General features: G+C 49.8%; 12 protein-coding genes, 2 tRNA genes and 1 riboswitch. Of the genes, 5 read left to right on the top strand and 9 right to left on the bottom strand.

The window, feature by feature from the left end; translation table 11 throughout:
* Positions 1-172 precede the first annotated feature (172 nt).
* The gene (locus JOD01_RS11440; RefSeq protein WP_204518464.1) at positions 173-373 is read right to left on the bottom strand and encodes a cold-shock protein; all 201 of its coding nucleotides are present in this window, start codon (positions 371-373) and stop codon (positions 173-175) included.
* Positions 374-514: 141 nt separating this feature from the next.
* On the opposite strand from JOD01_RS11440, the gene JOD01_RS11435 reads away from it, so the two are divergent.
* Both JOD01_RS11435 and JOD01_RS11430 read left to right on the top strand, forming a co-directional pair.
* Positions 515-979 (top strand): hypothetical protein, encoded by a 465-nt coding sequence (locus tag JOD01_RS11435; protein WP_204518463.1) that lies wholly within the window; start codon positions 515-517, stop codon positions 977-979.
* A gap of 217 nt (positions 980-1,196) precedes the next feature.
* Positions 1,197-1,712, top strand: coding sequence for a M50 family metallopeptidase (locus tag JOD01_RS11430; protein WP_204518462.1), 516 nt, complete (start codon positions 1,197-1,199; stop codon positions 1,710-1,712).
* A gap of 169 nt (positions 1,713-1,881) precedes the next feature.
* Here JOD01_RS11430 and JOD01_RS11425 read toward each other — a convergent pair whose 3' ends face one another.
* The 5 genes from JOD01_RS11425 to JOD01_RS11405 form a co-directional block, all read right to left on the bottom strand.
* Entirely contained in the window at positions 1,882-3,849 is a 1,968-nt protein-coding gene (locus tag JOD01_RS11425) for a dynamin family protein (protein WP_204518461.1), read from the bottom strand.
* A gap of 3 nt (positions 3,850-3,852) precedes the next feature.
* Positions 3,853-5,493: a dynamin family protein gene (locus JOD01_RS11420; protein WP_239565403.1), complete on the bottom strand. Its 1,641-nt coding sequence runs from the start codon at positions 5,491-5,493 to the stop codon at positions 3,853-3,855.
* A 143-nt stretch (positions 5,494-5,636) separates the two neighbouring features.
* Positions 5,637-5,719: transfer RNA gene (locus tag JOD01_RS11415), tRNA-Leu, on the bottom strand.
* A 12-nt stretch (positions 5,720-5,731) separates the two neighbouring features.
* Positions 5,732-5,808 (bottom strand) — tRNA-Pro (locus JOD01_RS11410).
* Positions 5,809-6,012: 204 nt separating this feature from the next.
* Positions 6,013-7,089 (bottom strand): P1 family peptidase, encoded by a 1,077-nt coding sequence (locus JOD01_RS11405; protein WP_204518459.1) that lies wholly within the window; start codon positions 7,087-7,089, stop codon positions 6,013-6,015.
* 159 nt (positions 7,090-7,248) lie between these two features.
* Between JOD01_RS11405 and JOD01_RS11400 the strand changes: the two genes are divergently transcribed.
* A complete protein-coding gene (locus JOD01_RS11400; RefSeq protein ID WP_204518582.1) occupies positions 7,249-8,109 on the top strand; it encodes a YitT family protein in 861 nt (286 codons plus the stop codon).
* A 145-nt stretch (positions 8,110-8,254) separates the two neighbouring features.
* Here the strand turns inward: JOD01_RS11400 and JOD01_RS11395 are convergent, their stop codons facing one another.
* Both JOD01_RS11395 and JOD01_RS11390 read right to left on the bottom strand, forming a co-directional pair.
* Positions 8,255-9,553, bottom strand: a complete 1,299-nt coding sequence (locus JOD01_RS11395; RefSeq protein ID WP_204518458.1) for a nucleobase:cation symporter-2 family protein — start codon at positions 9,551-9,553, stop codon at positions 8,255-8,257.
* Entirely contained in the window at positions 9,543-10,157 is a 615-nt protein-coding gene (locus tag JOD01_RS11390) for a xanthine phosphoribosyltransferase (protein ID WP_204518457.1), read from the bottom strand. Before JOD01_RS11390 ends, JOD01_RS11395 begins: the two co-directional genes overlap by 11 nt.
* A gap of 237 nt (positions 10,158-10,394) precedes the next feature.
* Positions 10,395-10,496: riboswitch (purine riboswitch) on the bottom strand.
* A gap of 392 nt (positions 10,497-10,888) precedes the next feature.
* Here JOD01_RS11390 and JOD01_RS11385 point away from each other — a divergent pair.
* On the top strand, positions 10,889-11,218 hold the full coding sequence (locus tag JOD01_RS11385) for a hypothetical protein (RefSeq protein ID WP_204518456.1): 330 nt from the start codon (positions 10,889-10,891) through the stop codon (positions 11,216-11,218).
* On the opposite strand, the gene JOD01_RS11380 is transcribed toward JOD01_RS11385, so the two are convergent.
* Positions 11,215-11,424 carry a WYL domain-containing protein gene (locus JOD01_RS11380; protein WP_204518455.1) on the bottom strand — a complete coding sequence of 70 codons (210 nt, stop codon included), beginning with the start codon at positions 11,422-11,424 and terminating at the stop codon, positions 11,215-11,217. The genes JOD01_RS11385 and JOD01_RS11380 overlap by 4 nt on opposite strands.
* A gap of 122 nt (positions 11,425-11,546) precedes the next feature.
* On the opposite strand from JOD01_RS11380, the gene fliB reads away from it, so the two are divergent.
* Positions 11,547-12,746, top strand: coding sequence for a flagellin lysine-N-methylase (gene fliB / locus JOD01_RS11375; RefSeq protein ID WP_204518454.1), 1,200 nt, complete (start codon positions 11,547-11,549; stop codon positions 12,744-12,746).
* The last annotated feature ends 60 nt before the right edge of the window (positions 12,747-12,806 follow it).

The raw sequence follows: 12,806 nt of genomic DNA, 5'->3' as shown, positions 1-12,806 counted from the left end.
CCCTGGCTGCACAAGTCTGAGCGAAGTGTTGTATACAGAATATTAACTGATTCTTCCAATTATTAATATTTCTAGTAAATCCATATTTTGAACAGTCACAATAAAAAAGCTCAATCGGTGCGCTGTTTCCACACCCGATTGAGCTTTTCCTGTTCGAACAACCCGTTTATGTTTAAGCCTGCCGGACGACATTTGCCGCCTGCAAGCCTTTTTGACCATTAACGACTTCGAATACGACAGTTTCGCCTTCTTCCAAATTCCGATACCCGGTACCGGAAATTGCCGTATAATGAACAAAGATATCGGGGCCATCCTCACGTTCGATAAAACCGTAACCTTTTTCCTTGTTAAACCACTTTACTTTACCTTGCATGCTTTTGTACCTCCTTAAACAATGAACAGCGTTTCTGTATCATATGCGGATGCACGTTTAATGGAGATACGTTACAATAAAATAATTCCGCTGTTTCCATTCGCTGAAATCAGCCTATTGATCCAGAAAGGGGAAAGATAAATGAAGCGTTCGATCATGTTCATTGCATTGCCCATTCTGCTGCTAACCGGTTGCAATGACGTACAGCAAGGAGTGGAGCAGGCGCAACAAGTCATTCAAACCGGCCAGCAAGTGTTGGAAACAGGAAAACAGGTGGTCGAAACCGGCAAAGAGATTGCCAATTCGGAGATTGCCCAACAACTGCAAAGTTACTTGCAACAAAAATATGAAGCATCGGAAAGTTTGCGTCAGGCGATGTTCTCCGGTGACGGCCATCTGTTGACCGAAGAACTGAAAAATACGGAGCTGGCAAACTTCAGCTTTTACCGATCCGATTTGCTTGGCCTGGAGTTTACCGGCAAATTGACCGCTGACGGTACTTTTCAGGTGCTCAAGCATGACTTGTCCAATCCGGATGTCCAACCGACCATCGTGAAGGAATTTAACGTGTTCCTCAATCAATCCGGCCAGATCGAAGTCAATTAACCAATCGTTATCAATCCAAACTGAGCGCAGGCTGTTTGACAGCCTGTGTTTTTATTTTCCCACTGCTTTCTATAAGGCAAATTTTGAAAAAAATCTGTCCAATCGGTATTTTCGAATTCGTTCCGGGGAATGCTGAACTATAGAACAAGCTTGCTGCAAATAGACACAATCGCTTGCAGGCGGACGAAGGTCAGGAAAGGCAGGGGGAGGCTGGTTGATGAATAACCTCTTGGAGGGGCTGCTGGTATGCATGCAATCCCTGATGAAGTGGGGAATCGTTGGCTTATTTTCCGTAACGATGCACGAAATGGGGCATGCCTTAGCGATCATATTCTGCAAGGGGCGCATCCACCGGATCAATATCGGTTCGGGCTGGGAAATGCTGCGGATCAACAAACTGTCCTTGCGATCCTTTTGGCTCGGCGGCATGGTCGAATGGGATGCAAATGATCCAAAGATCACAAGCAGAAAGCTGATTTTTATCGCCTTGAGCGGCGTCGGTTTCAATTATTCAGTGGGCTTGTGTTTCGGTTGGCTGATATTTGGTCTGCCCCCCCTCCCCAACCAGCTTTTCAACCTTTCCTTCGGCGAGATTTATCGCATCATCCTGGTGCTGGATTTATTAAATTTGGCACCTGTCGGTCATCTTGATGGGGAAGTCGTCAAGCTGGGGATTCAAGAGCTGATTTCCCAAAGACGCTCGAAGCAAATTCAAGTGACAGACAGCGATTAGAACGAGTGCAGACAAACGTGTGAAGCGGCAAAAACGGCCGTTTCTCCCAAGCCGGGCGACTGGCAAAGTCGCGGCGAGGAGAACGGCCGTTTTTTTACAAAATATATCTTCTGTCCCTGAAAAGCGGGGTTTTCCGATCATGCCGCTTTGAGTGGATCGGTCTTTTTGGTTAGGCCAGCAGTCGGCTGATCGTTTGCTGTTTTTCCCGGATCAACCCAAGGTCGAGCTGCATGTCCAAGGCAGCGAATACGCCGGTGAAATATTCCTCTACTTGCTGGGCAACATGCTCCCGCTCTGTTTCAACCAACTCGGCAAACACGCGGGCAGTCTGTTCCGCCAGCTTTTCCCCTTGGTTGGCCAAATAGCTGCTGACTGGCTCTTGCAGACGTTTTTCCAGTTCATCGCGCATCGCCGTCTTTCCGTTTTGTTCAAAGAAATCCCGCGGGTTTTTGAACAGATGTAGCACAGCCTGCAGGTCGTCGGGGCCGACTGGCAGCTCCTCCGCAAAGGCCGGCGTTTCAATCTGCCGCGGCTGATAGGCAGCCAGGCTCAAACCAGCTGCATGCTCGGCAATCGCTTGCGAACAGCGTTGGATGATCCCCTGTCCAAACCGGTTCAGCACTTTTTCCAGACGCAATGTGGTTGCCCGCAGTTCCTGGGCCAAATCGAAACTGATCGAGCGAAGCAGTTCTTCCAGACAAGTTTTCAGCGTCTGGCGCAAATTGCGACCGTCGTCCTTCAGCACGGCCGGGTTGAAAGCAAGTGTGAACAGCTCGTTAAAACGGAAGAACAACCGCTGTCTTACATAATACAGCAATTCTTCCCGCTCCTTGTCCAGATCAAGCTGTTCCGAAGCAACGCTGAGCTTTTGGATCGCCTGAAGAGCGGCCTGTTTCTGGGCGATGGCGCGGTCCTTCCGTTCCTGCCGCTCCGTTTCGCCCGCTTCCGCCAGGACGATCATCTCTTGCAGCATGCGATCGGTCCGCTTGATCTCCGTGTAAGCCGCATCTATCGCGATTTGCGTCAGTTCTTCCAAAGTAAAACGGAAAAAATCGTGTTCGAAGCGGCTCATCCCCGATTGTTGCAGCGCCTGTTCAGAAGCAGCCAATGGTTGTCCGTCCGGTGTGCCCATGCGCTGCCGATATAGCTTTTCCGCGGAACCGGCTAATTTTCCCGCTTCGTGCATCCGTCCCAGGAGAGCCGTCTGGCTGGAAATGGGGTACATACGGGGATTGCGAATTCCACAGTTGAGTAAATTTTTCTCCACATGCGCCAATACGCCGTCCAACTCTTCCTGGGAAGCGGCCAAATCGGCGGCATTGACCACGAAAAACATTTTGTCCAGTTCAAACGTATCCTTGACCCGCCCCATCTGCAGCAGGAACTCACGATCTGCCTGGGAAAAGGCATGGTTGTAGTAAGTCACAAACAGGACAGCATCGGCATTTTTCATATATTCAAATGCCACACCGGTATGGCGGGCATTGATCGAATCCGCTCCTGGCGTATCAACCAATACGATTCCCTGGTCGGTGAGCGGGCACTGGTAGTACAATTCGATAAACTCGGCAAAGCACGCTTTTTCCTCTTTGGCCACAAAGCCTTTAAATGCTTGCATATCAACGATCAGCTCACCGCCAAGATGAGCGGACATCTCCGGCAGCCCTTTGGCGACCGCTTTCAGGAAAGTGTAATGCGGCTTGGCGTTCGGCGCAATTTCCGCTACCTCGATGGAGGCAAGCTTGGCCAATCCGCTTTGCAAATCGCTTGCGTGGATCTGGAATACCTCCAACGAACGCAAGACATCGCTTTCAATCGCCGCCTGGCTTTTTACGACGACGCGCACGGTGCCATGCGGATAAGCATCGGTCGGCGGCATGATTTTATTGATCGCGGCCGTTGTCGGATTGGGTGAAACCGGCAAAATCAAATCTCCCATCAAGGCGTTGGCAAACGAAGATTTTCCGGCACTGAACGCCCCAAACAAAGCCACCGTAAACAAATTCGATTCCAGACGCTGCGCCCTCTCCACCATCGCCTTGCTTTGCGATTGCAAGCCGGGAACTGCCTCGATCTCCTGACTCGCCTGACGCAGTCGTTGTGCTGTTTCCATTAATTTCTCTTTCAGCTGGTTCATTCCTTACGCTCCCTCTCGCAATATCGCCAGCAGCCTGCTGCCTGCCTGTTGCTCGGTCTGTTCAAGCAGCGCCAACTGCCGGTGGGTTTCGGCCAACTTGTCAAGCGCTTGCAAGCGTTCTTCCCGTTTCCCGTGTTCGGCCGCAAACTGCGCTTCCAATCGAGCCAACAGCTTGTCAATCAAAGCCAATCCCAACCGCCGATATTCCTGCTTGACAGCCTTGGCGATATCAGCGCAATAGTTCATGACATATTCTCGCGTGCCCGCCCCCTCTTTCACCTGGGCTGCCAAAAACTCGCCGGTGATCTCCACTTTCGCCTCATGCACCTCGGCATGGTAAGCTTCGTCGCGAATTCCGTACTGCTGGGGAAACTTGCCGAGCAAATCTTTGAAATGGAAATCGAGGTTGGCTGACACCTTCTCCCGAAAATCGCGCAGCAATGCTTCCAGGCGTCGAGCCCGTTCCTCTTCGGTTTTCTTCGCTGCAAACAGCAGTCCGACTTTGAAGCCCGGCTTGCGGCTTTCCAAATACTGTTCCGCCGCTTCATTCGTGCTGTAATAGGTCAGCCTTGCATTTTCCAGCAAAGAGCTTAGCTGTTGTTCCATTGAATCTTTTGCTGTTTTGAATCGTTCCGTTTCTGCCGCCAGCGCTGTCTCCATCTCTTGTTTGGCCAAAGCGACCTGTGCGGCATCTGTCGGTTCCAGACCGGAAATTTCCTGCTCCAGATTGCTTTCCAATTGCTGGCGTTTTTCTGCGTTTTGCTTTTGCAAAAATCGAACATGCTGTTCAATCAAGTATTCCGCCGAATGAGTCAAGCTGTCGGCTAACAAAACCTCGCGCTGTTCCAGCAAAGACTGCAGTTTCCGGCGAAAATCCTCATACTGGTTTTCCGGATGATCCGGTTCTGCCAGCGATGTGTAAAAGATGCCGTCCGGCTGAATATTCCATGTGGCAAAAGCATCTTGCACACTTTCTTTGTAACTGTCAAAATCAAGCTCAAAATCAAGGTGCTTGTCGATCATATTAATGACCAGATAGACAGGCTTGCCCCGGTCTTTTAACGTTTTTGTAAAATTAAAGTTTTCCTCCGCCTGAACATGGTTGTAATCCATCATATAAATAACGGCATCAGCCAGATGAAGCGCCGATTCCGTAGCAATTTTGTGAGCAGCGTCGGTCGAATCGATTCCCGGTGTATCCAACAGGCTTGACCGTTCGTCGAGGAACGTTCCCGGATAAGCGATTTCCACCCACTCCACCGTATCTCCATCAATCGCATACTGCTTTACTTGCTCCATGTCCGTGTCAGGGTCAAATGTCAGTACACCGTGATGTCGAGTATGGACCTGGACCGCTTTCTCTCCGCCCCGTATTTTCACCACGTTCGCGCTGGTCGGAATCGGATTGGACGGCAATAAATCCTTGCCTAACAAGGTATTGATCATGGTCGATTTTCCCGCAGAAAAATGTCCGCAAAAAGCAATGCTGATCTCGGCCTTTTTCGCTTTTTCGGCCAACTGCTTCGTTTTCTGCGTATTGTCCTGATCACCTGCTGCCTGCATGGCCGCGGCGATCTGCTCCAGCTTGGCGTCCAGCCCCGCACTGCTAGCTGGATGGGCCAGTTGATCTGTTTGCACCTTCATCCCTCCACATTGCTTCTCTACCATGCCGAATGTAACATACCTCTCAGCTTTGTTCAATCTATTCCAAAAAATTCAGGACCAGATCGGCAATGCATAAAAAAACCACCCGGCCAGTTGACCGAATGGTTTGTTTGTCATCAATATGGTGCCGGTAGAGGGACTTGAACCCCCACGGTTTCCCTCACGATTTTGAGTCGCGCGCGTCTGCCAATTCCGCCATACCGGCAAATCATTAAGATGGTCGGGAAGACAGGATTTGAACCTGCGACCTCTTGGTCCCGAACCAAGCGCTCTACCAAGCTGAGCCACTTCCCGTCGCAACAAATCAAAAAGAAAATTTTCGCCGTAATCACTACGGCGAAAATTAATATACCATAATGATTGGAAATATGTCAAGAGGAGAATCCTAAGTTAATTTGAAGTAAGTTGTTGTCGTTTGTTAACGACACAATTAATGATATACCAATTATCTCATTTTGACAACAGGCAATTTCACCCACTCGCCACATTATCGTTCAACTATAGCCAATCGTTTAACGATTCATACGGAAAAGCCGCACGATAATGTCCGTTGTGGCCATGCATCCCATCCGCCTTGCAAAGTGAATTGAGAATCGATTCATGGACCGCTTCCGCCGCCATCGCAAACAGATGGTTCAGCAATTCGCTTCCTTCCTGCAAGCGGACAGATGAGACAAACGCCTCCGCTGAAAGATGCGGAAACCGTTGCGCGGTCGAAAAGGCGATGGCAATATCACCGCTGCCATGTGCGGCATAACTGCCCGCTCTGGCCAAGCCAAATGCCGCCCGTTTGGCCAGTCTTTTCAACTGTCGTTCATTAAGAGGCGCATCGGTAGCCAAAACGATCATAATCGAGCCATCCGGCAGCTGCGCCGGATCGTCTGAATATACGGCCGCACAATCGTTGCGCTGTATCCATCCGCCGGGCTGCCAGTCTGCTGCTCTGCCAAAATTGCTGACAACCAAAGCGCCTACCGTAAACAGACGTTGCTCAAACATAACAATGCGCGAGCTGCTGCCGATCCCTCCCTTGTACCCGAGACACGACATGCCGGTACCTGCTCCAACCGCCCCCTCCTCCACTTGTTCTGCGTTCGCCCGCTCGATGGCCTCGATCGCATGTTCGGGGGTGACATGCATGCCGCGTATATCATTGAGATAACCGTCGTTGCATTCTCCGACAATCACGTTCACTGTGCCGTGTGCGCCGCCGAGTTCGGGATTGTTCTTTAGCATGTAAGCGATCGCTCCCTGCTGTGCGGCCGGAACGGACAAGGTGTTTGTCAATAAAATCGGGCTCTCAATCAAGCCCAGCTCCTCCAGTTGTACCAGCCCGGTTGTTTTGCCAAACCCGTTGATGACATGGGCTGCCCCCAGCACCTTTTCCTGAAACAAGTTTCCGCCATGCGGCAATACAGCGGTCACTCCCGTTCTGACGGCAGCGGAAGATTGCAGGTCTTTTTGCAAGGTGACATGCCCTACTTTCACTCCATTTACATCAGTAATACTATTTTGCGAGCCGGTCGAATATTTGCCCGCAGTATAACCCAGCTCACGCAAACGAACCCGCTTCATTCTATCGTCCTCCTCGAGAATGTATTTCTACTGTTTCGGCAAATGTGTCGTTTTTTCGATATATTTGCCTCCTGATTCGGCATGTCGCCGGAAATTAGTTTATAATTATATTTAGAGAAAACTACGTGGGGAGGAATATCATTGACAGAACTTGAAAAAATGGTGCACCGCAAACTGCCGGCCGCCCAACTGCTGAAGCGCTCGATCTTTATTTTTATCGGTGCGGCTTTGGTTGCGGTGGCGCTGGAAATCTTCCTTGTTCCCAATCATATCATCGACGGTGGAATTACCGGTATTTCCATCATCCTATCACATGTGACCAACTGGCCGTTAGGTTTATTTCTTCTGTTTCTCAATCTGCCGTTTTTGATCATGGGCTACAAGCAAATCGGGAAAACGTTTGCCATCTCCACTTTATTCGGCGTATTGATCATGTCCATCGGCACCAGTTTGCTGACACCTGTGCCCGGTCTGACCGATGACCCGCTGCTCGCCGCTGTTTTTGGCGGAATTATTTTGGGAATCGGCGTCGGGATGGTCATCCGTTTTGGGGGATCGTTGGATGGCACAGAGATTTTGGCGATTTTGTTCAATAAAAAATTGCCTTTTTCCGTCGGCGAAACCGTCATGTTCGTCAATGTGTTTATCCTGAGCAGCGCCGGGTTTGTGTTTGGCTGGGATCATGCGATGTATTCGTTAATCGCCTATTATATCGCTTTTAAAATGATCGATCTGACGATTGAAGGGATCGAACAATCGAAAGCGGTCTGGATTATCAGCGACAAGCACCAAGTGGTTGGCGACGCGATTGTTGCCCGTCTTGGCCGGGGCATTACCTTGTTGAATGGCGAAGGCGGCTATACAGGCGATGAGAAGAAAGTCATCTTTTGCGTAATTACCCGTCTGGAAGAAGCGAAGTTGAAATCCATTGTGGAAGAAACTGATCCTGCGGCATTCCTCGCCATTGGCAATATCCACGATGTTCGCGGCGGTCAGTTCAAGAAGAAGAATATCCACTAACCAGCAAGCTTCCCCCCTCTCTCGGTAAGAAGTGGCCAATAATTCATAACCTTATGTTGATTTGGCCACCTTATTCTTACCCTTTCCACCCACAAAAAAACAGCCTCTCGTTGTGTGAGAGACTGTAAGCAACTCGCGACAATCTTTACATTTCCGCTATCGGCTCCATTTTGGCCTGCTTGGCCTGTTTGCGATGAGTCAGGAACAGGTTGAGGACAACCGCAGTGACGGAACCCGTAACGATCCCGCTTTGCATCAGCATTTTTGCCACACTCGGCATTTGGTCAAACATCTGCGGAACCGCCGCCGAACCCAAGCCGACAGCTATGCTGCATGCGGCGATCAGCAAATTTTCCTGTTGATGCAAGTCAACGTTTGACAGTATGTTGATCCCGGAAGCGACTACCATTCCAAACATGGCAATCATGGCTCCGCCCAATACAGGAGTAGGAATGACCGTCGTCAATGCCGCCAGTTTCGGCAGCAGACCAAGCACAACCAAAATTCCGCCTGCTGCGATCATCACATCGCGCGTTTTCACGCGGGTGAGTGAAACCAGCCCGACATTTTGCGAAAAAGCTGTATATGGAAAAGCATTGAACAAACCGCCTAGCATGATCGCGACCCCTTCGGCCCGCAATCCTTTGACAATATCGGCCGATTCCAGCTTTTGCTCCGTCACTTTGCTGATGGCAAAGTAAACACCGCTTGATTCGACCATACTGATGATGTTGACAATAATCATCGTGATGATCGCAACCAAATTAAATTGCGGCATCCCGAAATAAAACGGATGGACAATGCTGACCCATGATGACTCCGCTACCGTATCAAATCGAACGAGGCCGAACAGAGAGGCAACCGCCGTCCCGATGATCAACCCCAGCAACACCGAGATCGCGCGGAGAAAGCCAGTGGACAAACGATTGATCAGCAGGATCGCCACCAGAGTAATCAGCGCCAACAACAAATTGCGCGGTTGACCAAAATCAGGACTGCCGGTACCGCCCGCCGCATTGTTCATGGCAACCGGGATCAACGACAAGCCAATGATCGTCACGACCGATCCGGTGACGACTGTCGGGAAAAACCGCAGCAGCTTTCCGAATAGCGGAGCCGCCAGCAAAACGAATAATCCGGAAAGAATAATGGCCCCATAAGCAGTCATAATATTCGAGCCAAGCGAGATGGCAATGATCGGCCCGACGGCAGTATAGGTGCAACCGAGCACGACCGGCATGCGTATCCCCAAAAAGCGCGTGCCAATTACCTGCAAGAGGGTGGCAATGCCGCAAGTGAACAAGTCGGCGGAGATCAAATAGGCCATTTGTGCAGGAGTCAGATGAAGCGCTCCGCCAATAATCAATGGCACCGCCACCGCACCCGCGTACATGGCCAAGACATGTTGAAAGCCAAGGACAACAACCTTTTTCTTACTTAACATAACTGGTTACCTTCTCCTTCACGGTTTCTTCTGCTTCTTCGATAAATGTGATCTGTCCCGGTGACATTTCGGCAATTCTTGCCAACGATTCGACCCTGACCCCGGCTTGTTCGAGCAATGAACGTCCCGGCTGGAAGCTTTTTTCAATCACAGCTCCAACACCTACGAGACGGGCCCCGGCTTGCTGAATCAATTCGACAAGTCCGAGCAGCGCGGCGCCTGTTGCCAAAAAATCATCGACAATCAAGATCTGGTCATCAGGCGACAAATATTTTTGAGAAACGCTGATCTGATACGTCTCCTGACGGGTAAAGGAGTGCACAGGCACCGAATAGACGGCTTCTTGTGTAACAGCTTTTTTCTTCTTCGCATAAACGAACGGTACCCGCAACGCCAGCGCCGTTGCCATCGCAAAGTGAATCCCGCTGGCTTCGATCGTCAGCACTTTTGTAATTGTTTCGCCTTGAAAGCGCTGAGCAAACGCTTGTCCAATGTCCATGGTCAATACAGGATCGACCTGATGATTGAGAAAAGCGTCTACTTTCAAGACCTGGCTCGATAACACTTCCCCATCCTGTTGAATCCGTTCCTGCAATGTTTTCATGTTCTCCCCCTCTTTTCCCGACAAACACGGCCGGTTGAAACAAAGCGACCTCATGTCGCCGATGAATAACAAAAAGAAGCCCAGCGGACAAGTTCACTGATCGACGTGGTTCATCCACGCTGCTCCAAGTGAAACCTGTCCTGCTGGGCTTTTTTCCCTCAGGTGTAACACAGCCAAAGGCCATTGTGCCCACATCGCTCGGTCCTGTCTTCTCACTGGTAAACAGGAGAACGGAACCCTAGATGTGCTTCCACTCGTAGTCGAACGATTTACGGTCATCCGGTAGAGACTTATGGGCCATATTCCCATGATTATACGAGTATTTATTCAACTAATATTGATAGTAAATCTATCACATTGTTGCTGTTTCGACAAGTTAAAAATAGAGGGTATATTTGTCTATCGCTTTGTTCGTTTTCGCATAGACTGGTTCAGTCTCTTCCATTTTTGCTTTTCCGCCAACTGCAACCTCACATCTTCTTTACGCGCCAAAAAAGCGAATTCCCGTTGCAGCTTCTGATAACTTTGGAATCGCTCCGGCGCCAACTTGCCTGCTTGCGCTTCCCGAACCGCGCAGCGGGGTTCTTGCTCATCCTTTCAAACAACCAGGCAAAAAGATGGAATAATCTTACCACAATGCCTGTTATATGAAAACGGGCAGAAAAAACATGTTTCAGCAGTCTACGGACAGGGTATATATTCAACGAATGAAGGAGAGAGGGGAATCCGCGATGACAAAAATCAGCGCTGCTTCTTTGCAGGAAAAAAAACGGGAAATCAAGCAGGTAATCAATGAGATGGAGAAACTGCCAAATGAAGACAATATCAATGTCATTCGAAAACTGTTAGGCTATCTTAACCAACTGCTTCGGATGAAAACGGTCACTCCGCCAACTTCGGAAATCATGATCCTCCTGGCGAACCAAAAGCCGGTCCTGTACCACGCGGCTCGTTTGGCGATCCATCCGACCAGCCATCTGTTTTTGCTTTTTCAGATTAAAGGCGATTATCAACTGGCGGAAGAACGCCTTGAGGTCTTTTTCCATCCGCAAGCCGACTAGGCATGTCTGCTGACCGGAGCAATCGCCAAAATCCGGTCCAACGCGAACAGGCGATAAGCGCGGCGGCTGTAACAGTAAGCCTTCACATATCCTTTGTCGACCGAATGCAACCGCAATCGCCGCTTGCTTGTTTGTCCTTGCCGATCCAAATAAATCACTTCCACCGGCCGATTTTCCATCAGATAACGTTGCAATTGCCGCAGCATGCTTTCACCACCCATATGAGAACGTTTGTTCTATTGTATAAAAAGATTATGGAAAGATGCAAGCAAAAGACGCTGGCAATGGTATAATGGCGGAAATACAGAACACCAAAGGAGAAACTTCTATGAAAAAAACAGGTCTTGCAGCAAGCTACATGCTCCAATTTGAGTGTCTTGGCTCTGCTTGCGAAGAAACCTGCTGTTCCGGTTGGTCAGTGAGTATCGATAAAAAAACGTTTGCCAAATATAAGCAGCTCCCCGACAAAAAACAACGAAGACTACTTACCCAGCATATTCATCGCAACAAGTACGAAACGACATTTTCCGATTACGCGACCATCCGCATGAATGAGGATGGCTTTTGCCCTTTTTTGAGCAAGGAAAAATTGTGCTCGATCCAATTGCAGATGGGGCCAGGCTATTTGTCGCGAACATGCGCCAGCTATCCCCGAACACAAGGCCTGCTCTACGATCAATACCAACTGGCCGGTTCTCCCTCTTGCCCGGAAGTCGCGCGCCTGGCCTTGTTAAATCCGGAGGGGATCTCGTTTACCGAACTGGAAACCGTTCCAGCCGATCCAGCGCTTGACAAGTTGTTTGAAGACGACCATTACCGGCTATCCGCCGATTCGATACGCGAGTTTATTATCAGCCTGCTGCAGTATCGCGCCTGCGATTTGGACAGTCGGCTAGTCCTGTTGGGCATGTTCCTCTCCGACCTGGATGAATTGGCCGAACAGGAGGACTACTCCGCCATACCGCAACTCATCGCGAGTCACCAGCAGCGGCTCCTGAGCGGCGAAATGCCTGTCTTGCAAGCCAATCCAGGCAACGAATGGGCTTTTACCCTGCTCCACTCGCTGATTGACCAATATGTTGCCGCTCATGTAAAAAACAAACGCTATTTGGAGAAATTTGCGCAAATCAAAAGCGCCATCGGCAATCAGCCGGAACGCTACCTGCAAGCCTATCACGCCAACTTCGTTCCTTTTTGCAACGACCATGGATACATTTTGGAAAATTACTTGGTGAATTACGTTTTTGCTGAACTGTTCCCGTTCTTTCATAACCGCAGCTTCCTTGATGAATTTTGCGTACTTGTATTGCATTACAGCCTGGTCAAGTTTCATCTCGTCGGCTTGGCAGGCCACCAGCAAACCTTAACGCCGGATGAAGCGGCGGCCATGATACAATCGTTTGCGCGCACCTTTGAACATGATATTACCTATTTCAGCCAAGCTTTGAATTTCTTGCAAAATCAGCAAGCCAATACATTGGCGCATATGGCGATGTTGTTGGGCAAAGAAGCGGCGGATGAAGCGTAACGGTTGCCGCAAAACAAAAATAAAACCATCCACCAAATGATCGGTGGATGGTTTTCGTTT

Origin of the sequence: Brevibacillus fulvus (assembly GCF_016908525.1) — a bacterium.
In the GTDB taxonomy this organism is placed as follows: Bacteria; Bacillota; Bacilli; order Brevibacillales; family Brevibacillaceae; genus Brevibacillus_G; species Brevibacillus_G fulvus.
The sequence above is the reverse complement of the archived record's forward strand: the minus strand, read 5'-3'. Positions and strand labels throughout refer to the sequence as shown.

Coding starts and splice junctions, on each gene's coding strand:
- fliB (WP_204518454.1), top strand. CDS start 11,547: ATGAAAAAAACAGGTCTTGCAGCAAGCTACATGCTCCAATTTGAGTGT.
- JOD01_RS11425 (WP_204518461.1), bottom strand. CDS start 3,849: ATGAACCAGCTGAAAGAGAAATTAATGGAAACAGCACAACGACTGCGT.
- JOD01_RS11430 (WP_204518462.1), top strand. CDS start 1,197: ATGAATAACCTCTTGGAGGGGCTGCTGGTATGCATGCAATCCCTGATG.
- JOD01_RS11385 (WP_204518456.1), top strand. CDS start 10,889: ATGACAAAAATCAGCGCTGCTTCTTTGCAGGAAAAAAAACGGGAAATC.
- JOD01_RS11435 (WP_204518463.1), top strand. CDS start 515: ATGAAGCGTTCGATCATGTTCATTGCATTGCCCATTCTGCTGCTAACC.
- JOD01_RS11395 (WP_204518458.1), bottom strand. CDS start 9,553: ATGTTAAGTAAGAAAAAGGTTGTTGTCCTTGGCTTTCAACATGTCTTG.
- JOD01_RS11400 (WP_204518582.1), top strand. CDS start 7,249: ATGGTGCACCGCAAACTGCCGGCCGCCCAACTGCTGAAGCGCTCGATC.
- JOD01_RS11390 (WP_204518457.1), bottom strand. CDS start 10,157: ATGAAAACATTGCAGGAACGGATTCAACAGGATGGGGAAGTGTTATCG.
- JOD01_RS11405 (WP_204518459.1), bottom strand. CDS start 7,089: ATGAAGCGGGTTCGTTTGCGTGAGCTGGGTTATACTGCGGGCAAATAT.
- JOD01_RS11380 (WP_204518455.1), bottom strand. CDS start 11,424: ATGCTGCGGCAATTGCAACGTTATCTGATGGAAAATCGGCCGGTGGAA.
- JOD01_RS11440 (WP_204518464.1), bottom strand. CDS start 373: ATGCAAGGTAAAGTAAAGTGGTTTAACAAGGAAAAAGGTTACGGTTTT.
- JOD01_RS11420 (WP_239565403.1), bottom strand. CDS start 5,493: ATGAAGGTGCAAACAGATCAACTGGCCCATCCAGCTAGCAGTGCGGGG.